Here is a 20125-nt window from a genome sequence, read left to right as displayed (position 1 = left end):
CTGATGCTATTGCGCTTTACCAAGATGCACGGCCTCGGCAACGACTTCATGGTCCTCGACCTGGTCAGCCAGCACGCGCACATCCAGCCCAAGAACGCCAAGCAGTGGGGCGATCGCCACACCGGCGTCGGTTTCGATCAACTGTTGCTGGTCGAACCGCCGAGCAATCCGGACGTCGACTTCCGCTACCGCATCTTCAACGCCGACGGCTCGGAAGTGGAGCAATGCGGCAATGGCGCGCGCTGCTTCGCCCGCTTCGTGCTGGACAAGCGGCTGACGATGAAGAAGCAGATCCGCGTGGAAACCAAGGGCGGGATCATCGAACTGGACGTGCGCCCCGACGGCCAGATCAGCGTGAACATGGGTGCGCCGCGCCTGGAACCGGCGCAAATCCCCTTCCAGGCCGAACAGCAAGCCTTGAGTTACCGCGTCGAAGTCGACGGTCAAACGGTCGAACTGGCCGCCGTATCCATGGGCAACCCCCATGCCGTGTTGCGCGTCGACAGTGTCGACAGCGCGCCGGTGCATGAACTGGGACCGAAACTGGAGCAGCATCCGCGCTTTCCGCAGCGGGTGAATGTCGGTTTCCTGCAAATCGTTGACCGCCAGCATGCCAGGCTGCGCGTCTGGGAGCGCGGCGCGGGCGAGACCCAGGCCTGCGGCACCGGCGCCTGCGCGGCGGCAGTGGCGGCGATCCGCCAGGGCTGGATGGATTCGCCGGTACAACTCGAGCTGCTCGGCGGCAAGCTGTCCATCGAGTGGGCAGGCCCGGGACAGCCCGTTATGATGACCGGACCCGCGATGCGCGTGTACGAAGGACAGGTTCGCCTATGACCGACCAACAGGATTCACCCAAGCCACTCGAACTCGATGCGGCGACGGTTGCCGACTATCTGCGTCGGCATCCGGAATTCTTCGTCGAGCATGACGAATTGCTTCCCGAGTTGCGCATCCCGCACCAGCGCGGCGACACCATCTCGCTGGTCGAGCGCCAGGTGAAACTGCTACGCGAGCGCAATATCGAGATGCGCCACCGCCTATCGCAGTTGATGGATGTGGCCCGCGACAACGACCGCCTGTTCGACAAGACCCGACGCCTGGTGCTCGATCTACTCGATGCCTCCGGCCTCGAAGAGGTAGTCAGCACCGTGGAAGACAGCCTGCGCCATAAGTTTCAGGTGCCTTTCGTCAGCCTGATCCTGTTCAGCGATACGCCGCTAGCGGTCGGTCGCTCGGTCAGCAGCGCCGAAGCGCATCAGGCCATCGGTGGCCTGCTGGCCGGCGGCAAGACCATCTGCGGCGTGTTGCGCGAGCATGAACTGAACTTCCTGTTCGGCGAAAGCGAAGCCAGGCAGATCGGCTCGGCGGCGGTGGTCGCACTGTCCTACCAGGGCCTGCATGGCGTACTGGCGATCGGCAGCGTCGATCCGCAGCACTACAAGAGTTCCTTGGGCACCCTGTTCCTCGGCTATATCGCCGAAGTCCTGGCCCGCGTGCTGCCGCGCTTCGCCACGCCGCTACGCTCGGTGCGTTAATGACGTAGGGTGGGCCGGGCGACGATCCGCTTCAGCCCACCCTACACCCGCGCCCACAAGGCCCCGGGGAGTAACCATGCAAGATCATCTGGACGCCTACCTCGAGCACCTGCGCAGCGAGCGCCAGGTCTCCCGGCACACCCTCGACGGCTACAGCCGCGACCTGACCAAGCTGCTGGCCTTCTGCGAACGTGAGCAGATCGCGGCATGGGCCGCGCTGGACACCCCGCGCCTGCGCCGGCTGATCGCCCGCCTGAACCTCGAGGGCCAGTCCAGCCGCAGCCTGGCCCGCCTGCTTTCGGCCACACGCGGCCTCTACCGCTACCTGATCCGCGAAGGCCATTGCCAGAACGATCCGGCCAGCGGCCTGACGCCGCCGAAAGGCGAGCAGCGCCTGCCGAAAACCCTGGATGCCGACCGCACCGCTCAGCTGCTCGACGGCGCGGTCGGGGACGACTTCATCGCCCGCCGCGATCAGGCCATGCTCGAGCTGTTCTATTCCTCCGGCCTGCGCCTGTCCGAACTGGTCGGCCTCAACCTCGACAACCTGGACCTGGGCGACGGCCTGGTGCGGGTACTGGGCAAGGGCAACAAGACCCGCGAGCTGCCGATCGGGCGCATGGCGCGCCAGGCCCTGGAACAGTGGCTGCCCTTGCGCGCCCTGGCCAACCCGGCGGATGCTGCGGTATTCATCAGCCAGCAGGGTCGCCGGCTCGGCCCGCGCGCGGTGCAGCTGCGCGTGCGCCAGGCCGGAGTACGCGAACTCGGGCAGAATCTGCACCCGCACATGCTGCGTCATTCCTTCGCCAGCCATATGCTGGAGTCGTCACAGGACTTGCGCGCGGTGCAGGAGCTGCTCGGCCACGCCGACATCGCCACCACCCAGGTCTACACCCACCTGGATTTCCAGCACCTGGCCACGGTGTATGACCGCGCCCATCCACGGGCCAAACGCAAAGGCAGTAGCGAATGAGCATTCAACTGATCACCTTCGATCTCGACGATACCCTGTGGGACGTGACCCCGGTGATGCAGGATGCCGAAGCGACGCTGCGCAACTGGCTGGCAATGCACGCGCCACGCCTGGGTGCGGTGCCGGTCGAGCACCTGTGGACCATTCGCGCGCGCTTGCTGCAAGACGAGCCATCACTCAAGCATCGCCTCAGCGAACTGCGCCGGCGCATCCTGCACGATGCCCTGGCCGGCGCGGGCTATGCGCCCGGCGAGGCCGTAGCGCTAGCCGAGGGTGGTTTTCAGGTGTTTCTCGCCGCCCGCCATCAGGTCGAGCTGTTCGCCGAGGTGCACCCGACCCTGGAGATCCTGGCCAACCGCTTCCAGCTCGGGGTGATTACCAATGGCAATGCCGACGTGCGCCGCCTGGGCCTGGCCGATTATTTCCAGTTCGCCCTGTGCGCGGAAGAACTCGGGGTCGGCAAACCCGACCCCAAGCCGTTTCAGGAAGCCCTCAGGCGTGCAGGCATTGCCGCGCAGCACGCCGTGCATATCGGCGACCACCCCAGCGACGACATCGCCGGCGCCCAGGCTGCCGGCCTGCGGGCGATCTGGTTCAACCCGCAGGGCAACGCCTGGGAAGGCGGCAAGCGTGCCGATGGCGAGATCCGCAGCCTGGCCGAATTGCCAGCACTGCTGCACAGCTGGGTGTAGGCCGGGCTTTAACAGGCCGTGGATAAACGACCTGCGCCGCTGATATTGCCTCGCCTACGTTGTGCAACGCGCAGTCAGATAGGTCGACTTCCGTATTTGCTGTCGGGCTTCTTCGGTGGGTCGGAAACCACGTTGGGCTCGACCTCCTGCACCTTGCCGCCGCGCGCCAGATACTCTTCCATGGCGCGGGCCAGGGCGTCGCGGTCCTTCTGCTTGGCTTCGATGCTCGGCAGCTCTTCAACATTGACCGCCGCCTTGGCCTTGGTCTTGCTCTTGCCCGTGCTGACAATTTCGTCGCCGTCGTCGTCACCGCTGTCGACATCATCGGCGGCGGCCATTTCCTCGCCACCGCCCTCGTCAGCCCCTTCGAGCTCGTCTTGTTCCAGATCTTCGTCGCTCATGTTCAACCTCATGACTTGCGAAAAGCAGGTTAGTTATAGCCCAGCTACGTAATCTTTCGTACGTCGCCGGAAAAAATTCAAATGACCTTGCCTGGCAAAGTCCCCCAGCCGCTTCTCGCGCTGGCCCGGACAAGCACCGCAGTCCCGCAAACAGTGCTTATCGGCGCGCATTCTAGCGCGCTGCCAGAAAAAACAAAGGGCGCCTTTAGGCGCCCTTGTTTTAAATCACCGGCAATCAGCTTTTAGTGAATTCCGGATAGGCTTCCATACCGCATTCGGCGATGTCCACGCCCTCGTATTCTTCTTCCTCGGTGACGCGCAGGCCGATCACCAGCTTGATGATCGACCAGACGATCAGACTGGCAATGAAGACCCAGGCGAAGATACAGACCAGACCGAGCAACTGGGCACCCAGAGTGGCGTCCGGGTTGGTCAGTACCACGGCCAACAGACCCCAGATGCCGGCCACGCCGTGCACGGAAATCGCACCGACCGGGTCGTCGAGCTTGAGCTTGTCCAGGCCGAGGATGGAGAACACCACCAGCACGCCGCCGACGCCACCGATCAGGGTCGCCTGCAGGGCGCTCGGGGTCAGCGGTTCGGCGGTGATCGCCACCAGGCCGGCCAGGGCACCGTTGAGCGCCATGGTCAGATCGGACTTGCCGAACAGGATGCGCGCCACGATCATCGCGGCGATCAGGCCGCCGGCGGCGCCCATGTTGGTGTTGACGAACACCTGGGCCACGGCGTTGGCGTCTTCGATGGTGCTCATCTTCAGCTGCGAACCGCCGTTGAAGCCGAACCAGCCCATCCACAGGATGAAGGCACCCAGTGTGGCGATCGGCAGGTTGGCGCCCGGAATGGCGTTGACCTGGCCATTGGCGCCGTACTTGCCTTTACGTGCACCGAGCAGCAGGACACCGGCCAGAGCAGCCGCAGCGCCCGCCATGTGGACCACGCCGGAACCGGCGAAATCGAGGAAGCCGGCTTCGTTGAGGAAGCCCGAGCCCCACTTCCAGAAGCCCTGTACCGGGTAGATGAAACCGGTCATGACCACGGCGAAGGCGAGGAAGGCCCACAGCTTCATGCGTTCGGCCACGGCACCGGAGACGATCGACATACAGGTCGCGGCGAACACCACCTGGAAGAAGAAGTCCGAGCGCGCCGAGTAGTAGGGCGCGTCGTCACCGCCGGCGAGAACCGACTCGACGCTGTTCTCTTCGCCGAGCAGGAAGCCCAGGCTCGGCAGGATGCCGCCTTCCGGGCTGGAGTACATGATGTGGTAGCCGATCACCAGGTACATGACGCTGGCCACCGCATACAGGGCGATGTTCTTGGTGAGGATTTCGGTGGTGTTCTTCGCCCGTACCAGGCCGGCCTCGAGCATGGCAAAACCCGCTGCCATCCACATCACCAGAGCACCGCAAATCAAAAAGTAGAAAGTATCGAAGCCGTACTGCAGTGCAGTCAATGCTGTGTTATCCATGGTTCACCTCTTGCCGGCGCGCTTTTATAGCGCTGTTCGGTTAAGGCGCCCGGGGTTGGCTCCGGGCGCACTCCGTGTGCTTACAGGTTGTAGCCACGCTCGTTGTGCAGGGCGAGATCGAGACCGACCGTCTCTTCCTCGTCGCTGACACGCAGGCCCATTACTAGGTCAATCACTTTCAGAATCACGAAGGTCACCACCGCGGTGTAGACCACCGTGAACGCCACGCCCTCGAACTGCACCCACAGCTGCGCGGGAATGTTCTCCACGGTGCCGAAGCCACCCAACGCCGGCGCGGCGAAGGCCCCGGTGAGAATGGCGCCGACAATCCCGCCCACGGCATGTACGCCGAAGACATCCAGGGAGTCGTCATAGCCGAACTTGCGTTTCAGGCTGGTGGCGCAGAAGAAGCAGATCACCCCAGACGCCAGGCCAATGACCAGCGCCCCCATCGGCCCGGCAGTGCCGGACGCCGGAGTGATGGCCACCAGACCAGCCACCGCACCGGACGCAATGCCCAGCACGCTGGGTTTGCGGTGGGTGAGCCACTCGGCGAACATCCAGCTCAGTGCCGCCGTCGCCGTGGCGATCTGGGTCACCAGCATGGCCATGCCGGCAGTACCGTTGGCCGCCAGGGCCGAGCCGGCGTTGAAGCCGAACCAGCCGACCCAGAGCATGCTCGCGCCGATCAGGGTGTAACCGAGGTTATGCGGCGGCATGGCCGTAGTCGGAAAGCCCTTGCGCTTGCCCAGCACCAGACAGGCCACCAGGCCGGCGATACCGGCATTGATGTGCACCACGGTGCCGCCGGCGAAGTCGAGCACGCCCCAATCCCACATCAGCGCACCGTCGCCGCTCCAGACCATATGGGCGATAGGGGCATAGACGAGGGTGAACCAGACCGCCATGAAGATCAGCATCGCAGAGAACTTCATGCGCTCGGCGAAGGCGCCGACGATCAGGGCAGGAGTGATGATGGCGAAAGTCATCTGGAAGGTGACGAACACGCTTTCCGGAATGCCGGCCACCATGCTGTCTAGGGTCAGACCGCTGAGGAAGGCTTTGGAAAAGCCGCCGACGAAGGAGTTGAGATTGACCACACCCTGCTCCATGCTGGTGGTGTCAAAGGCCAGGCTGTAACCGTAGATAACCCAGAGCACGCTGATCAGGCCGGTGATGGCGAAACACTGCATCAGCACCGACAGGACGTTCTTCGAACGCACCATGCCAGCGTAGAACAGTGCCAGCCCCGGAATGGTCATGAACAGCACGAGAACGGTCGCGACCAGCATCCAAGCCGTATCGCCGCCATTTAAAGCTGCCTCGTCGGCCATGGCAAAGCCAGGAACGAGAGACAAAAGGGCTCCTAGCCCTGCGATTTTTCGCAGAGTCATTGGGGGTTACTCCTGGGGCGTGGGGTTCGCAGGCTTACTTGTTAGATCGCGTTAGATCGCGTCGGTATCGGTTTCGCCGGTACGGATGCGGATCGCCTGCTCCAGGTTGACGACGAAAATCTTGCCGTCGCCGATCTTGCCGGTGTTGGCAGCCTTGGTGATGGCTTCGATGACGCGATCCAGCTGGTCGTCAGCGATGGCCACGTCAATCTTTACCTTGGGTAGAAAATCGACCACGTATTCGGCGCCGCGGTACAACTCGGTGTGACCCTTTTGCCGACCGAAGCCTTTGACCTCGGTGACGGTGATGCCCTGCACGCCGATTTCCGACAGTGACTCGCGGACGTCGTCCAGCTTGAACGGCTTGATGATGGCAGTGACTAGCTTCATGAATCTTTCTCCCGTGTAAGGTGGACTTGCCCCAGGAATTACGAACCCGGATCAAGTCTAAGCGCTGTGCCTGGCTTTTGTAATGCATCGCTCGCCCCAGGGGACAACAGCGATACTCACCAACCGCTCCTGACGAAACACTTCCCGCTTCGCCTAACGCACCGGAACCGCATCGGTGCATTCGTCACAAGCGACTAAGCAGAAAGCTTGCCAGATCGCATAAAGCTACGCCTTTTCAAACAGTTACCATGAAAATCCTGTTCTCGACATGGCCACAGCAGGCGAACAGCGCACGATAACAGTGCGCGCACGCAACCAGCCGCGCACAAAAAGTGTGCAGAAGTGCTCGCCCCGGCCCGTGGCGCAACTGCGTGCTACACTGCCCCGTCTGTCACTGGAACCCTGCCATGTTGCCGCCCAAAGCCCTGCTCGACGCACTCAGTGCCCACGCCTCGCGCCTGTTCAACGGCGAAACGCCGCTGCCGCGCAGCGAATTCGAAGCCCAGTTCAAAGCCTTGCTGCAGAGCGGTTTCAGCAAACTCGATCTGGTCAGCAGGGAAGAGTTCGACAGCCAGATGACCGTGCTCGCCCGCACCCGCGCCCGCCTGGAAGCACTGGAAGCCAAGGTCGCCAAACTGGAAGCATGCACCGCGCAAGACGCCACGCCGCCCACCGAGTAACCCGCTCGGACGATTGACGATCAAGGAGTGATCGATGTCCCTGGCCATAGTCCACAGCCGCGCCCAAGTCGGCGTCGAAGCGCCCGCCGTAACCGTCGAGGCGCACCTGGCCAATGGCTTGCCGTCGCTGGCGCTGGTCGGCCTGCCCGAGACCGCGGTCAAGGAAAGCAAGGATCGGGTGCGCAGCGCCATCCTCAATTCCGCCTTCGACTTCCCGCCACGACGCATCACCCTCAACCTGGCCCCGGCCGACCTGCCCAAAGACGGTGGGCGCTTCGACCTGGCAATTGCCTTAGGGATTCTCGCCGCCAGCGGCCAGGTGCCGGCCACTGCCCTGGAGCAGCTCGAGTGCCTGGGCGAACTGGCCTTGTCCGGCGCCGTGCGCCCAGTGCGGGGTGTATTGCCCGCGGCACTGGCGGCCCGCGCCGCCGGACGCACCTTAGTGGTGCCGAAAGCCAACGCCGAAGAAGCCAGCCTGGCCTCCGGACTGGTGGTCATCGCAGTCGAGCACTTGCTCGAGCTGGCCGCCCACCTCAACGGCCAGACGCCCATCGCCCCCTACCAGGCCCAGGGCTTGCTGCGCCGCACCCAGCCCTACCCCGACCTGGCCGAAGTGCAGGGCCAGGTCGCCGCCAAGCGTGCCCTGCTGGTGGCCGCGGCCGGCTCGCACAACTTGCTGCTGACCGGTCCTCCGGGCACCGGCAAGACCCTGCTGGCCAGTCGCCTGCCCGGCCTGCTGCCGCCACTGGACGAACAGGAGGCCCTGGAAGTCGCAGCGATTCATTCGGTGGCCAGCCACACCCCGCTGGATGCCTGGCCGCAGCGACCCTTCAGAAACCCGCATCACAGCGCCTCCGGCCCGGCCCTGGTCGGTGGCGGCAGCCGTCCGCAACCGGGGGAAATTACCCTGGCCCACCAGGGCGTGCTGTTTCTGGATGAACTGCCGGAATTCGACCGGAAGGTCCTGGAGGTGCTGCGCGAGCCCCTGGAAAGCGGGCAGATCGTCATCGCCCGGGCCCGCGACAAGGTGCGCTTTCCCGCGCGTTTCCAGTTGGTCGCGGCGATGAACCCCTGTCCCTGCGGTTTTCTCGGCGACCCCAGCGGCCGCTGTCGCTGCAGCACCGAACAGATCCAGCGCTACCGCGGCAAGCTCTCCGGGCCCCTGCTCGACCGCATTGACCTGCATGTCACGGTGGCGCGGGAAGCCACCGCCCTGCATGTGCCGCCCAGCGAAGGCGCCGACACGGCCACCGGCGCCGCCCTGGTGGCGCGCGCCCGACAACGACAGGTGCTGCGCCAGGGCGTGGCCAATGCCTTTCTCGACCTGCCCGGCCTGCGCCAGCATTGCGGCCTGCACGCCGTCGATCAGGGCTGGCTGGAAAGCGCCTGCGAACGCCTCGGTCTGTCCCTGCGCGCGGCGCACCGGGTACTCAAGGTGGCGCGCACCCTGGCCGATCTCGAGCAGGTCGAACAGATCGCCCGCAGCCACCTGGCAGAAGCGTTGCAGTACCGCGGGCATGCGCAGAGCTGAGCGCTGCCCCTTATCAAATAACTATTATGTTATTGATTTTATTGGGTATTAAGTTTTATGCAGGAGCGGGCCACGCCCGCGAACCGCGTCGCGGGCATGGAACTAGGCGCCCCCCGCGCCTACAGGCACCCACAAGCCGATAGACGCAGCTGCCCCCCAGTTTGCTGCGCGACAGCGCGGCGTCTGGACGACAGGGAATCTCTCATCAGAACGCCCCCTTCCAATGCTATCTGCCCATCAACTGTTGCACCTCGCCTTTGCAGGCTGGGCCGGGTGGCGCTCCGCCTCAGCCCATCCGATCTTCGTGCGCAGCACGTAACGAGTAGATGACCTTTCCCTGCCCCCAGGGAAAGGTCAAATCAGGCGCCGCACCTGCGGCAACTGCATCGCCGCCACTTCGGCAACCAGGTAATCGCGCAACCGCTGGAAACGCTCCTGGCCGCGCCGGGCCTTGGGCCAGACCAGGTAATAGCTGCAGCCGCTGGGCACCGCGCAGGGCCAGGGCAGGCCGAGGCGGCCCTGGGCGACGTCTTCGGCGACCAACACCAGGTCGCCGATCGACACGCCATAACCGCGGGCGGCGGCGACCATGCCCAGCTCCAGGGTGTCGAACACCTGGCCGCCCTTGAGCGGCACCTGTTCGGCCAGGCCCATGGCCTGCAGCCACTGGCGCCAATCGCGGCGATCCGGAGTCGGATGCACCAGTTCCGCGCCTTGCAGTCTGGCCAGTTCCCAGGGACCGTCCTGGGCCGCTTCGGGCGCGCAGACCGGGATCAGCCATTCGGCGAATAGCAGCGTGCTGCCCCACTCATCCGGAAACTCGCCGTTGCCCAGCAGTACCGCGCAATCGAACGGCTCGCGCTGGAAATCCACCTTGTCCACGTCCATCCAGGCGCTGGTCAGCTGCACCTCGATGTCGGCGTTCTGCAGGCGGAAGCGCGACAAGCGGGCCAGCAGCCAGCGCATGGTCAGGGTCGAGGGCGCCTTCAGGCGCAGCACCGCATCGTCCGCACGCAGGGAGGTGCAGGCGCGCTCCAAAGCATCGAAGCCGTCGCGCAAACCCGGCAGCAGCAGACGCGCCGGTTCGGTCAGTTGCAGATTGCGGCCCTGGCGCTCGAACAGGCGGCAGGCGAAGTGCTGTTCCAGGGTGCGCACATGGTGGCTCACCGCACTCTGGCTGATCGCCAACTCCTCGGCGGCGCGGGTGAAGGAGCTGTGCCGGGCCGCCGCCTCGAAGGCGCGCAGGGCATACAGCGGCGCTAGACGACGGTTTTTATCCATGAGTAATAATCATGCCTGACATGGTTTTTTTCCTTTTGTGCCAATGCTGCCGACTCACGAGAATAGCGACATTCTCCGCTCGCCCGGACAACCCGGGCAAGCCTTCTTACTGAGCCATACTCATCATGCCGCACACTTTTCGCGACGAGCTCGGCGCCATCCTGCGCCTGGCCGGCCCGCTGATCGCCGCCCAGTTGGCGCACGTCCTCATGGTCTTTACCGACACCGTGATGATGGGCCTGCTCGGCCCCTCGGCCCTGGCCGGTGGCGGCCTGGGTGCGGCCAGCTATTCCTTCGTGTCGATCTTCTGTGTCGGGGTGATCGCAGCTGTCGGCAATCTGGTGGCGATTCGTCACGGCGCTGGCGATGCCGCCGGGGTTACCCGCCTGACCCAGAACGGTCTGTGGCTGGGCTGGGGCCTGGCGTTGCTGGCCGGAGTAGCCCTGTGGAACCTTGAGCCGGCGCTGCTGCATGTCGGCCAGTTGTCGGTGAACGTCACTGCCGCCATGCAGTTTCTCGCCACCCTGGTATTCGCCCTGCCCGGCTATATGACCTTCATGGCGCTGCGCGGCTTTACCGCCGCGATCGGTCGCCCCGGCCCGGTGATGGCGATCAGCATTGGTGGTGCACTGGCCAACTTGATCCTCAATTACGCACTGATCGAGGGCTGGTTCGGCCTGCCGCATCTGGGCCTGGCCGGGATCGGCCTGGTGACCGCACTGGTGATGAATGTCATGGCCCTGCTGCTGGCCTGGCATGTGCTGTGCCACAGCGCCTATGCCGGTTACCCGCTGTGGTGCGGAATGCTGCGTCCGCGCTGGATCGAACTGAAGGAACTGCTGCGCCTGGGCCTGCCGATTGGCGGCACCTATGCGGTGGAGGCCGGCCTGTTCGCCTTCGCCGCGCTGTGCATGGGCGCGCTCGGCAGCCTGCAACTGGCCGCGCACCAGATTGCGATCATGTCGGTGTACGTGGCTTTCATGGTGCCGGTGGGGCTGTCCTATGCGGTGACCTTCCGTATCGGCCAGCACTTCGGCGCCGGCCGCCTGCTCCAAGCACGTCGCGCCGGACGCCTGGGTATCGGCCTCGGCGCGGCCTGCATGCTCGGCTTCGCCGCGCTGTTCTGGCTGGCGCCCCAGTGGGTGGTAGGCCTGTTTCTCGATCGACTCGACCCGGCCTATGCCGAGGTCACGGCCCTGGCCATTGCCCTGCTGGCGATTGCCGCCTGGTTCGAGTTCTTCGATGGCATCCAGACCATCGCCATGGGCGCAATCCGCGGCCTCAAGGATGCCAAGACCACCTTCTTCGTCGGCCTCGGCTGCTACTGGCTGATCGGCGCGCCGCTGGCCTGGACCCTGGCCTTTCCCCTCGGCTGGGGCGCACCAGGCGTATGGTGGGGCCTGGCCAGCGGCCTGGCGTGCGCGGCCATCGGCCTGACCCTGGGTTTCGAGTGGAAGACCGCGCGGCTGCTGCGCCCGCCGCAGCTGGAAGGAGAGGCCTGCCTCTCGTAGGGCGCGCGGGGCCGCCTAGGCTGCGCGCACCGGAGCGTTTCGCACCAAGGCTGGAACTGAGCACGCAACGCACCCTACGCAACGGCGTCCGCCGGCGTGCCCGGCACAGACGGGTTCAGGGCTTGAGCAACCCCAACAGCGGCTGACGCATGCCGAACACCAGGAAGCGCGCCAGATCGTTCAGCGGGATCGCCTTGCTGATCAGATAGCCCTGCACCTGGTCGCAGCCGAACTCGCGCAGCAGGGCCAGTTGCTCGGCGTTTTCCACGCCTTCGCCGACCACCTGCAGATTGAGGTTGTGGGCCAGATTGATCATCGCGCGGACCAACTGCCGACTCTCCGGGCGCTCGTGCATGTCGCCGACGAAGCTCTTGTCGATCTTCAGCAGGGCGATCGGCAGGCTGCTGAGGTGGACGAAGGAGGAGAACCCCGTACCGAAGTCGTCCAGGGAAAAGCGCACGCCCAGTCGACCGAGTGCCAGCATGGTCTGCTGCACCTGATCGCTGCGGCGCATCACGGCGGTCTCGGTCAACTCGAACTCCAGCCAGCGCGCATCGACGCCGCGCTCTTCGATCAAGCGGCTGAGGGTCGCCAACAACTGGCTGTCCTGAAACTGGCGGAACGACAGGTTGACCGCCATGTGCAACGCCGGCAGACCGCGGCCGCGCAGCCATTGCATATCGCGCAGGGCGCGGGAAATAACCCAGTAGCCGAGGGGCACGATCAGCCCGCTTTCCTCGGCCAGTGGCACGAACTCGTTCGGCGCCAGCAGCCCCCGCTCGCGGTGGCGCCAGCGCACCAGCGCTTCCAGGCCGACAATGCGCCCCGTCTGCAAACACAGGCGAGGCTGGTAATGCAGCTCCAGTTCGTCGCGCCGCAGGGCTCGGCGCAACTCACTTTCCAGCTCGGCCTGGCTGCGTGCGCCGCGATTGATCCGCTCGTCGAAGACGTGAAAGGTGCAGCCTTGCTGGCTCTTGGCCTGCTGCATGGCGATGTGCGCATGCCACATCAACGGATCGGCGCCAGCATCGGCACGGGCGTAGGCCAGCCCAATGCTGCAACCGATCAACAGACTTTCGCCGTCGACCCAGTAGGGCTCAGCCAGGACTTCGCTAATGCGTTCAGCCAGACGCGGTGCACGCTGCGGGTCACTGCGCACATCGAGCAGCAGGGCAAACTCGTCACCACCCAGGCGGGCGATCTGATCCCCCGCCTGCAGCTGCGCCTTGAGTCGCGTCACCACCTGCCGAATCAGGTGATCGCCGGCCTGGTGGCCGAGGGCATCGTTAGCATGACGAAAATTGTCCAGGTCGAGGTGAGCGAGGGCCAGGCCGCGGCCCTGGCATTCGGCCAGGCGGGCGGCAAGCAGGGTCTGGAAGCCCTGTCGATTGGCGATGCCGGTCAGCGCATCCTGCTCAGCCAGGCGCTGCAGGGTTTCCTGCAGACGGCCCTGCTCGCGCACGTAGCGCAGGCAGCGGCGCAGCACATCGACGCTCAGACCGTCACGCACCAGCCAGTCGCAGACCCCTGCAGGCGCTTCGACAGGTTCCTCCTCAAGCAGCAAGATGATCGGCAGAGGACAGACCCCGGGCGCGGGTCGGCGCGCCTCCGTGGTCAGCAGCAGGCCATTGATCCGGGTATCGAACAGGCTGCTGGCCGCCGCCCAGGTGGGCGCGGTAATCAGCGGGAAGATACTGCCCAAAGCGCCTAGCCGCTCGCGCAATAGCTCGGGCCATTCTGGCGTTTCAGCCAGCAGAACCAACCGCAAGGGTTCGTCGAGCGCGGACAATCAACCTCCCCAGGCCTTAAAGATGGTCGGCGGAAACCCGCCTTTATGCGCCGTAATCGGCGTCTAATCAGGCACATCCGAGTGCTGCTTCGTGCATCCTGCAGTAAAGACAAAAAACCGACAAGTGGTAGCAGAGTACTGGATTACACGAAATAACCAAGCGTGGCTTACTGCCAGTACGTACTCCATCGCACAACGCCAGAGGATTCAGGCACAAATCTCAGGGCCTGCTAAAATGCGCGCCCACTTCCCAGGTGATTGATCCAATGTCCCGACTGAACCCCCGGCAGCAGGAAGCCGTGAACTACGTCGGCGGCCCTCTTTTGGTGCTCGCCGGTGCCGGCTCCGGCAAGACCAGCGTGATCACGCGCAAGATCGCCCACCTGGTACAGAACTGCGGTATCCAGGCGCGGCATATCGTCGCCATGACCTTCACCAACAAGGCCGCGCGGGAAATGAAGGAGCGGGTCGGCAGCCTGCTCAAGGGCCCCGAGGCCCGAGGCCTGACCGTCTCGACCTTCCACAACCTGGGCATGAACATCATCCGCAAGGAATACGCGGCGCTGGGCTACAAGCCGGGCTTCTCGATCTTCGACGAAGGCGATATCAAGGCGCTGCTCAGCGACATCATGCAGAAGGAATATTCCGGCGATGACGGCGCCGACGAGATCAAGAACTACATCGGTAGCTGGAAGAACGAGTTGATCCTGCCCGACCAGGCCCTGGCCGAATCGCGCAACCCCAAAGAACAGACCGCCGCGATCGTCTACCTGCACTACCAGCGCACGCTCAAGGCGTACAACGCGGTGGACTTCGACGACCTGATCCTGATGCCGGTGAAGCTGTTCCAGGAGCATCCGGACATCCTGGAAAAATGGCAGAACCGCATCCGCTATCTGCTGGTCGACGAATACCAGGACACCAACGCCAGCCAGTACCTGCTGGTCAAGCTGCTGGTGGGCATGCGCAACCAGTTCACCGTGGTCGGCGACGACGACCAGTCGATCTACGCCTGGCGCGGCGCCCGTCCGGAAAACCTGATGCTGCTGAAGGAGGACTACCCCTCGCTGAAGGTGGTGATGCTGGAGCAGAACTACCGCTCCACCAGCCGCATCCTCAAGTGCGCCAACATCCTCATTGCCAACAACCCCCACGCCTTCGAGAAACAGCTGTGGAGCGAGATGGGCATGGGCGACGAGATCCGCGTGATCCGCTGCAAGAACGAAGACGCCGAGTGCGAGCGGGTGGCCCTGGAAATCCTCACCGAGCACCTGCGCACCCAGCGCCCCTACAGCGACTACGCCATCCTCTATCGCGGCAACTACCAGGCCAAACTGATGGAGCTGAAGTTGCAGCACCACCAGATCCCCTATCGCCTGAGTGGCGGCACCAGCTTCTTCGCCCGCCAGGAGGTGAAGGACCTGATGAGCTACTTCCGCCTGCTGGTCAACCCGGACGACGACAATGCCTTCCTGCGGGTGATCAACGTGCCGCGCCGCGAGATCGGCTCGACCACCCTGGAAAAGCTCGGCAACTACGCCACCAGTCGCAAGATCAGCATGTACGCTGCCGCCGGCGAGATGGGCCTGGGCGAACACCTCGATGCGCGCTTTACCGAACGCCTGGCGCGCTTCACCAAGTGGATGGACCGGGTGCGCCAGGAGTGCGCGCAGAACGATCCGATCGCGGCCATCCGCAGCATGGTGATGGATATCGACTACGAGAACTGGCTGCGGCAGAACGCCTCCAACGACAAGGTCGCCGATGCGCGCATGGGCAACGTCTGGTTTCTGGTCGAGGCGCTAAAGAACACCCTGGAGCGCGACGAAGACGGCGAGATGACCATCGAGGATGCCATCGGCAAGCTGGTGCTGCGCGACATGCTGGAACGTCAGCAGGAGGAAGAGGAAGGCGCCGAAGGCGTGCAGATGATGACCCTGCACGCCTCCAAGGGCCTGGAATATCCATCGGTGTATATCCTCGGCGTGGAGGAGGAAATCCTCCCGCATCGCTCCAGCATCGAAGCCGATACCGTCGAGGAAGAGCGGCGCCTGGCCTATGTCGGCATTACCCGCGCCAAGCGCAACCTGACCATGACCTTCGCCGCCAAGCGCAAGCAGTACGGCGAGATCATCGACTGCGCACCGAGCCGTTTCCTCGACGAACTGCCGCCCGAAGACCTGGTCTGGGAAGGACAGGACGACGCGCCTCCCGAGGTCAAGGCCGCCACCGGTAACTCGGCGCTGGCCAACATGCGCGCCATGCTGAATAAATGACCGGCCGTCATTTTTAACGTCGCGCAGCGACGGCCCGCAGGGTGGCCGCCAGGGATGGCAGGCCATAAAAAATAAATCGATTCCGTAGTCCGGATGCAATCCGGGAGAAACCGTCCCCGATTGCATCCGGGCTACGTTCATAACGAGGGGAACCGCGTGGAAGCGTTGAAACAGAAGATTCGCCAGGACGGCATCGTGCTGTCCGAGCAGGTGCTCAAGGTCGATGCCTTTCTCAACCACCAGATCGATCCGACCCTGATGCAGCAAATCGGCCACGAATTCGCCCGGCGTTTCGCCGGTCAGGGCATCAGCAAGATCGTCACCATCGAGGCCTCGGGCATCGCCCCGGCGATCATGGCCGGCCTGGAGCTGGGCGTGCCGGTGATCTTCGCGCGCAAATACCAGTCGCTGACGCTCAAGGACGACCTCTATATCTCCAAGGTGTTTTCCTTCACCAAGCAGACCGAAAGCACCATCGCGATTTCCGCCAAGCACCTGACGGCCAGCGATCATGTGCTGGTGATCGACGATTTTCTCGCCAACGGGCATGCCGCCCAGGCGCTGATCGACCTGATCCAGCAGGCCGGCGCGAGCATCGCCGGGATTGGCGTGGTGATCGAAAAATCCTTCCAGAGCGGCCGCGCCGAGCTGGATGCCCAGGGTTACCGGGTCGAATCTCTGGCGCGCATCAGCTCCCTGAGCGATGGGCGGGTCAGCTTTCTCGATTAGCGCCTGCAGTTATGCGCAGCGCAGCCAACAGCAGACGCCGATAGAGCTTGTCGACCAAGCGCCGCGGCTGCGCCAGGGCCATGCGCTGAAGATGGGTGGGGTAAGCCGCCGGCGCCGGTGCGCGTAGCAGCGCCACGGCCAGCTCGAGGCCATGGGCGAATTTCACCCGGCTCTTCAGCCAACTCAGCGCGGGTAACAGCTCGCGCTCGACCCGAGTGAAATCGCTGCCCAGGGGCAAGCTCTCGAACAGCGCCGGGTGCCGAGCCTGCACAGCCTGCAAGCGCTCGGGGCGGTTACCGGTGAAGCGCGCATCGAGGCGGAAATCCTTGGGCAGTTTGCCGGCCCGCCGGGCCTGCTCGATCAACCCGGGCTGGAAGCGCGAATCACTGATCTTGAGCAGCGCCTCGATAACCCCGGCATCGGTCTTGCCGCGCAGGTCGGCGATACCGTACTCGGTCACCACCATATCGCGCAGATGCCGTGGAATGGTCACATGGCCGTAATCCCAGACCAGGTTCGAGCGGACCTTGCCGTCCGCCTCGCGCCAACTGCGCAGCAGCAGAATAGAGCGCGCCCCGGGCAGCGCATGGCCCTGGACGACGAAGTTGTATTGCCCGCCGACGCCGCTGAGCACCCGGCCATCCTCCAACTGGTCGGCAACTCCAGCGCCCATCAGGGTCATGGTGAAGGCCGTGTTGATAAAACGCGCGTCGCGGCGTTGCAGGCGCTTGAGCGTTGCGTCGCCGTGCAGTTCGTTGATGAAGCCAATGCCGGTCATGGCGAAGCGGGCCAAGCGCTCCGCGCTCAGCTCGCGCAGGCGCTGATAGAAGGCTTGCGGGCCGAGAAAGAAACCACCGTGCACCACCACGCCGCCGCGCGCCGCGCCGAAATAAGGCTGCAAACCAGCCTGGCTGTGGGGGTCGCGCAGATCGGCGCAAAGCGATTGCCCCTCGGGCAATAGCAGGCAGCCCTCGACCCAGCGAATGGAGTCGGCCAGCAAACCGCTGGCCTGCAACCAGCGCAGCGCCGTGGCATCCAGTTGCGGTGCCAGGCCGGCATCGAGCAAGGCCTGCACGCTGCGCGGCCTACCCTGCTCATCCAGCGCCCCGCCATTGGTCAACTGCTGCAGACGCAACTCGGGGTATACCGGGCGCCGTACGATGCCCGCATCGGCCAGGGCCAGCAGGCCGTTGACGAACATTTCACTGCAGCCGTAAAGCCCCTCGGTAAAGGGCTGCACACCGCCGTCCTTGTCAATCTCGGCGGCCCAATGGCTGGTGCAGCGCAGTTCGTCCAGCACCGCCCGGTAGGCCGCGTTATCCGCCTGCCGCGCGAGCAAGGCGGCGGTCAAGGCATCACCCACGGCGCCAATGCCGATCTGCAGCGTGCCGCCGTCGCGCACCAGGGCACTGGCATGCAGGCCGATGCAATGGTCCTGCAGCGTCACCGGCATATTCGGCGTGGAAAACAGCGTGCTGCAGTCTTCTTCCAGCAACTGCAGGTCGAAGGTGGCGCGCGGCACTTCGGCATCGCCGGCCATATAGGGCAGTGCCCGGTGCACCTGGGCCAGACACAGAATGGTTTCGCCAGCGGCGCGGCGGCGCTCCAGCAGCGGCAGCAGATCCAGGGTGATATCCGGGTTGCAGCTGAGGCTGAAGTGCTCCGGGCGCTGCGAGTCCTCGGCGACCAGTTGGGCGATCAGGTTCAGGCCCTTGTCATTCAGGTCGCGGGCGACGTGGCTGTAATTGCTGCTGATGTAGTTCTGCTGGGTCGTGGTGCTGTCGAGCAGGCTGCCCGGCTGCAGGAAGAACTGCTCAACGCGCACATTGACCGGCAAGCGGTCGCGACGCAGGTCGGCGAGAAAATCCAGCTCCGGATAATCGCCATACACACGCTCGACGAAGGGCTCGAGAAAGCGCCGCGACAATCCCGAGCCGAGCGGCGGGCGGCCCAGGCACAGTGCGGTATAGATCACCAGTTGGCGCTCGGGCAAGCGCTTGATCCGCGCATAGAGCGCATTCACCCACTGGTTGGGTTTGCCCAAGCCCAGGGGCAGGCCGAGCCGGATCGGGCCGTCGAGTTCGGCGAGTACGCGGTCGACTGCTTGCTCGATGGAACAGCGCTTGTGCATCCAATGCCCTGCAGGGTGAGTGGCTGGCTCGGGATCGGCGGCGCGCAATGCTGTGGCGCCATCTGCATAGCAGTGTGGACCCGCGGCGGCGAATGGAAACGCCAACGCCGCACGGAAAAACAAAAAAACCGCCCGAGGGCGGTTTTCTTAGAGCGCCTGCGCTTACAGGCCGGACATCTTCTCGATGGCAGCACGCAGTTCGTCGTCCGAGCAATCGGCACAGGTGCCCTTCGGCGGCATCGAGTTGATGCCTGCGATGGCGTTCGCCAGCAAGCCGTCAACACCATTGGTCGCACGGGCCTGCCAGGCAGCGGTATCGCCAATCTTCGGTGCATCGAGCACGCCGGCGGTATGGCAAGCACCACAGTGCTTGGCCACGATGTCATCGGCAGTCCGTGCGCCACCGCCGGCAACAACGGCTACGGCGCCCACACCCTTGCATTCTTCACCCATGATGCAGACTTCACCGACCGGTTTCAGGCGTTCGGCGATGGCCTCATCGGTCGTGGCCTGAGCAGTCACTGCCCACAGGGCCAAGACGGCAGCCGGCGCTACCAGCATTTTCTTAATCAGATTCACGGTACACCCTCATCGTGGCTAGTCACGCCCGCGGCCACGGTTTCGCGAGCGGGCGACAGTATAACGGGAAGCCCGCCAGGCTGAAACAACCCAGATTGTCGCAGGGTTATTGGTTTGAGCTGCACGCTGCCGTTTAAAAATTCGCCGGCGTGGTGGCACTGACCAGCCGCGCCGGTTGGTCGAACGGGTTGCGGAAGCGGTGCGGTTTGCTGCTCTCGAAGTAGTAGCTGTCGCCCGGTTCGAGGATGAACACCTCGTCGCCGACGGTCAGCTCGAGGCGCCCCTCCACCAGCAGGCCGGTTTCCTCGCCTTCGTGAGTGTACATATCTTCACCGGTATCGGAGCCGGCCGGATAGGTCTCGTCGAGCAGGGTAATGGCACGATTCGGGTAGGTCTTGCCCACCAGCTTCATGCTGATCGCACCACTATGGATATCGGTGAGCTCGGCCGCGCGGTACACCACCTGGGTATGGCTGTCCGGCTCCGCGTCCTGGGAAAAGAACTCCACCAACGACATGGGAATCCCCGCCAACACCTTTTTCAGCGAACTGATCGAGGGGCTCACGCTGTTCTTCTCGATCATCGAAATGGTGCTGTTGGTGACGCCGGCCCGCTTGGCGAGCTCACGCTGGGACAGGCCCTTGAGTTTGCGAATGGATTGCAGTCGAACACCGACGTCCAATGCTGGAGTCCCCCTCGGGAAGATACGGAAAAGTGTCCGTATCATGGCAACAGCGTTCAGTATTT

18 protein-coding genes are annotated in these 20125 nt (G+C 64.2%); 9 read left to right on the top strand and 9 right to left on the bottom strand.

Annotation, left to right across the window (positions count from 1 at the left end; all coding sequences use genetic code 11):
- Positions 1–3: 3 nt before the first annotated feature.
- The 4 genes from dapF (at position 4) to R3355_RS18635 (ending at position 3200) form a co-directional block, all read left to right on the top strand.
- Positions 4–834 carry a diaminopimelate epimerase gene (gene dapF, locus R3355_RS18650; RefSeq protein ID WP_318947243.1) on the top strand — a complete coding sequence of 277 codons (831 nt, stop codon included), beginning with the start codon at positions 4–6 and terminating at the stop codon, positions 832–834.
- Positions 831–1535 (top strand): DUF484 family protein, encoded by a 705-nt coding sequence (locus tag R3355_RS18645; protein WP_318947242.1) that lies wholly within the window; start codon positions 831–833, stop codon positions 1533–1535. Before dapF ends, R3355_RS18645 begins: the two co-directional genes overlap by 4 nt.
- Positions 1536–1611: 76 nt before the next feature.
- Positions 1612–2508 carry a tyrosine recombinase XerC gene (xerC, locus tag R3355_RS18640; protein WP_318962562.1) on the top strand — a complete coding sequence of 299 codons (897 nt, stop codon included), beginning with the start codon at positions 1612–1614 and terminating at the stop codon, positions 2506–2508.
- Positions 2505–3200 carry an HAD family hydrolase gene (locus R3355_RS18635; protein ID WP_318948165.1) on the top strand — a complete coding sequence of 232 codons (696 nt, stop codon included), beginning with the start codon at positions 2505–2507 and terminating at the stop codon, positions 3198–3200. Before xerC ends, R3355_RS18635 begins: the two co-directional genes overlap by 4 nt.
- 74 nt (positions 3201–3274) lie before the next feature.
- On the opposite strand, the gene sutA is transcribed toward R3355_RS18635, so the two are convergent.
- The 4 genes from sutA to glnK form a co-directional block, all read right to left on the bottom strand.
- Positions 3275–3601 (bottom strand): transcriptional regulator SutA, encoded by a 327-nt coding sequence (gene sutA / locus R3355_RS18630; RefSeq protein ID WP_318962561.1) that lies wholly within the window; start codon positions 3599–3601, stop codon positions 3275–3277.
- Between the two features lie 235 nt (positions 3602–3836).
- A complete protein-coding gene (locus R3355_RS18625) occupies positions 3837–5087 on the bottom strand; it encodes an ammonium transporter (protein WP_318948167.1) in 1251 nt (416 codons plus the stop codon).
- An 80-nt stretch (positions 5088–5167) separates the two neighbouring features.
- Positions 5168–6481 carry an ammonium transporter gene (locus tag R3355_RS18620; protein WP_318962560.1) on the bottom strand — a complete coding sequence of 438 codons (1314 nt, stop codon included), beginning with the start codon at positions 6479–6481 and terminating at the stop codon, positions 5168–5170.
- 51 nt (positions 6482–6532) lie between these two features.
- Positions 6533–6871 carry a P-II family nitrogen regulator gene (gene glnK / locus R3355_RS18615; RefSeq protein ID WP_003096476.1) on the bottom strand — a complete coding sequence of 113 codons (339 nt, stop codon included), beginning with the start codon at positions 6869–6871 and terminating at the stop codon, positions 6533–6535.
- A gap of 407 nt (positions 6872–7278) precedes the next feature.
- Between glnK and R3355_RS18610 the strand changes: the two genes are divergently transcribed.
- Both R3355_RS18610 and R3355_RS18605 read left to right on the top strand, forming a co-directional pair.
- Positions 7279–7551, top strand: coding sequence for an accessory factor UbiK family protein (locus tag R3355_RS18610; protein ID WP_318962559.1), 273 nt, complete (start codon positions 7279–7281; stop codon positions 7549–7551).
- Between the two features lie 34 nt (positions 7552–7585).
- Positions 7586–9082 (top strand): YifB family Mg chelatase-like AAA ATPase, encoded by a 1497-nt coding sequence (locus R3355_RS18605; protein WP_318962557.1) that lies wholly within the window; start codon positions 7586–7588, stop codon positions 9080–9082.
- A gap of 354 nt (positions 9083–9436) precedes the next feature.
- On the opposite strand, the gene R3355_RS18600 is transcribed toward R3355_RS18605, so the two are convergent.
- Positions 9437–10363 (bottom strand): LysR substrate-binding domain-containing protein, encoded by a 927-nt coding sequence (locus R3355_RS18600; protein ID WP_318962556.1) that lies wholly within the window; start codon positions 10361–10363, stop codon positions 9437–9439.
- A gap of 125 nt (positions 10364–10488) precedes the next feature.
- Here R3355_RS18600 and R3355_RS18595 point away from each other — a divergent pair, with 125 nt between their 5' ends.
- On the top strand, positions 10489–11874 hold the full coding sequence (locus R3355_RS18595) for a NorM family multidrug efflux MATE transporter (RefSeq protein WP_318962555.1): 1386 nt from the start codon (positions 10489–10491) through the stop codon (positions 11872–11874).
- Between the two features lie 115 nt (positions 11875–11989).
- On the opposite strand, the gene R3355_RS18590 is transcribed toward R3355_RS18595, so the two are convergent.
- Positions 11990–13663, bottom strand: a complete 1674-nt coding sequence (locus R3355_RS18590; RefSeq protein ID WP_318962554.1) for a bifunctional diguanylate cyclase/phosphodiesterase — start codon at positions 13661–13663, stop codon at positions 11990–11992.
- A 266-nt stretch (positions 13664–13929) separates the two neighbouring features.
- Between R3355_RS18590 and rep the strand changes: the two genes are divergently transcribed.
- Together rep and R3355_RS18580 are read left to right on the top strand one after the other, a co-directional pair.
- Complete coding sequence (rep, locus tag R3355_RS18585) at positions 13930–15939, top strand: DNA helicase Rep (RefSeq protein WP_318948180.1); 2010 nt, start codon at positions 13930–13932, stop codon at positions 15937–15939.
- 156 nt (positions 15940–16095) lie between these two features.
- A complete protein-coding gene (locus R3355_RS18580; RefSeq protein ID WP_318948181.1) occupies positions 16096–16668 on the top strand; it encodes a xanthine phosphoribosyltransferase in 573 nt (190 codons plus the stop codon).
- Here the strand turns inward: R3355_RS18580 and R3355_RS18575 are convergent.
- From R3355_RS18575 to R3355_RS18565, 3 genes are all read right to left on the bottom strand, one after another.
- On the bottom strand, positions 16652–18799 hold the full coding sequence (locus tag R3355_RS18575; RefSeq protein ID WP_318962553.1) for an acetyl-CoA hydrolase/transferase C-terminal domain-containing protein: 2148 nt from the start codon (positions 18797–18799) through the stop codon (positions 16652–16654). The genes R3355_RS18580 and R3355_RS18575 overlap by 17 nt on opposite strands.
- Positions 18800–18961: 162 nt before the next feature.
- The gene (locus R3355_RS18570; RefSeq protein ID WP_318962552.1) at positions 18962–19378 is read right to left on the bottom strand and encodes a c-type cytochrome; all 417 of its coding nucleotides are present in this window, start codon (positions 19376–19378) and stop codon (positions 18962–18964) included.
- A gap of 133 nt (positions 19379–19511) precedes the next feature.
- Positions 19512–20060 carry a cupin domain-containing protein gene (locus R3355_RS18565; protein ID WP_318948187.1) on the bottom strand — a complete coding sequence of 183 codons (549 nt, stop codon included), beginning with the start codon at positions 20058–20060 and terminating at the stop codon, positions 19512–19514.
- Positions 20061–20125 lie beyond the last annotated feature (65 nt).

This window comes from Pseudomonas sp., from assembly GCF_033723075.1.
GTDB lineage: Bacteria > Pseudomonadota > Gammaproteobacteria > Pseudomonadales > Pseudomonadaceae > Aquipseudomonas.
This window is presented reverse-complemented; position numbering and strand designations above follow the sequence as displayed.

Bases quoted from the DNA above. Each gene is read 5' to 3' on its own strand.
- R3355_RS18610 (WP_318962559.1), top strand. From the start codon at position 7,279: ATGTTGCCGCCCAAAGCCCTGCTCGACGCACTCAGTGCCCACGCCTCG.
- R3355_RS18595 (WP_318962555.1), top strand. From the start codon at position 10,489: ATGCCGCACACTTTTCGCGACGAGCTCGGCGCCATCCTGCGCCTGGCC.
- rep (WP_318948180.1), top strand. From the start codon at position 13,930: ATGTCCCGACTGAACCCCCGGCAGCAGGAAGCCGTGAACTACGTCGGC.
- R3355_RS18575 (WP_318962553.1), bottom strand. From the start codon at position 18,799: ATGCACAAGCGCTGTTCCATCGAGCAAGCAGTCGACCGCGTACTCGCC.
- R3355_RS18625 (WP_318948167.1), bottom strand. From the start codon at position 5,087: ATGGATAACACAGCATTGACTGCACTGCAGTACGGCTTCGATACTTTC.
- glnK (WP_003096476.1), bottom strand. From the start codon at position 6,871: ATGAAGCTAGTCACTGCCATCATCAAGCCGTTCAAGCTGGACGACGTC.
- sutA (WP_318962561.1), bottom strand. From the start codon at position 3,601: ATGAGCGACGAAGATCTGGAACAAGACGAGCTCGAAGGGGCTGACGAG.
- R3355_RS18620 (WP_318962560.1), bottom strand. From the start codon at position 6,481: ATGACTCTGCGAAAAATCGCAGGGCTAGGAGCCCTTTTGTCTCTCGTT.
- R3355_RS18645 (WP_318947242.1), top strand. From the start codon at position 831: ATGACCGACCAACAGGATTCACCCAAGCCACTCGAACTCGATGCGGCG.
- R3355_RS18635 (WP_318948165.1), top strand. From the start codon at position 2,505: ATGAGCATTCAACTGATCACCTTCGATCTCGACGATACCCTGTGGGAC.
- dapF (WP_318947243.1), top strand. From the start codon at position 4: ATGCTATTGCGCTTTACCAAGATGCACGGCCTCGGCAACGACTTCATG.
- xerC (WP_318962562.1), top strand. From the start codon at position 1,612: ATGCAAGATCATCTGGACGCCTACCTCGAGCACCTGCGCAGCGAGCGC.
- R3355_RS18600 (WP_318962556.1), bottom strand. From the start codon at position 10,363: ATGGATAAAAACCGTCGTCTAGCGCCGCTGTATGCCCTGCGCGCCTTC.
- R3355_RS18605 (WP_318962557.1), top strand. From the start codon at position 7,586: ATGTCCCTGGCCATAGTCCACAGCCGCGCCCAAGTCGGCGTCGAAGCG.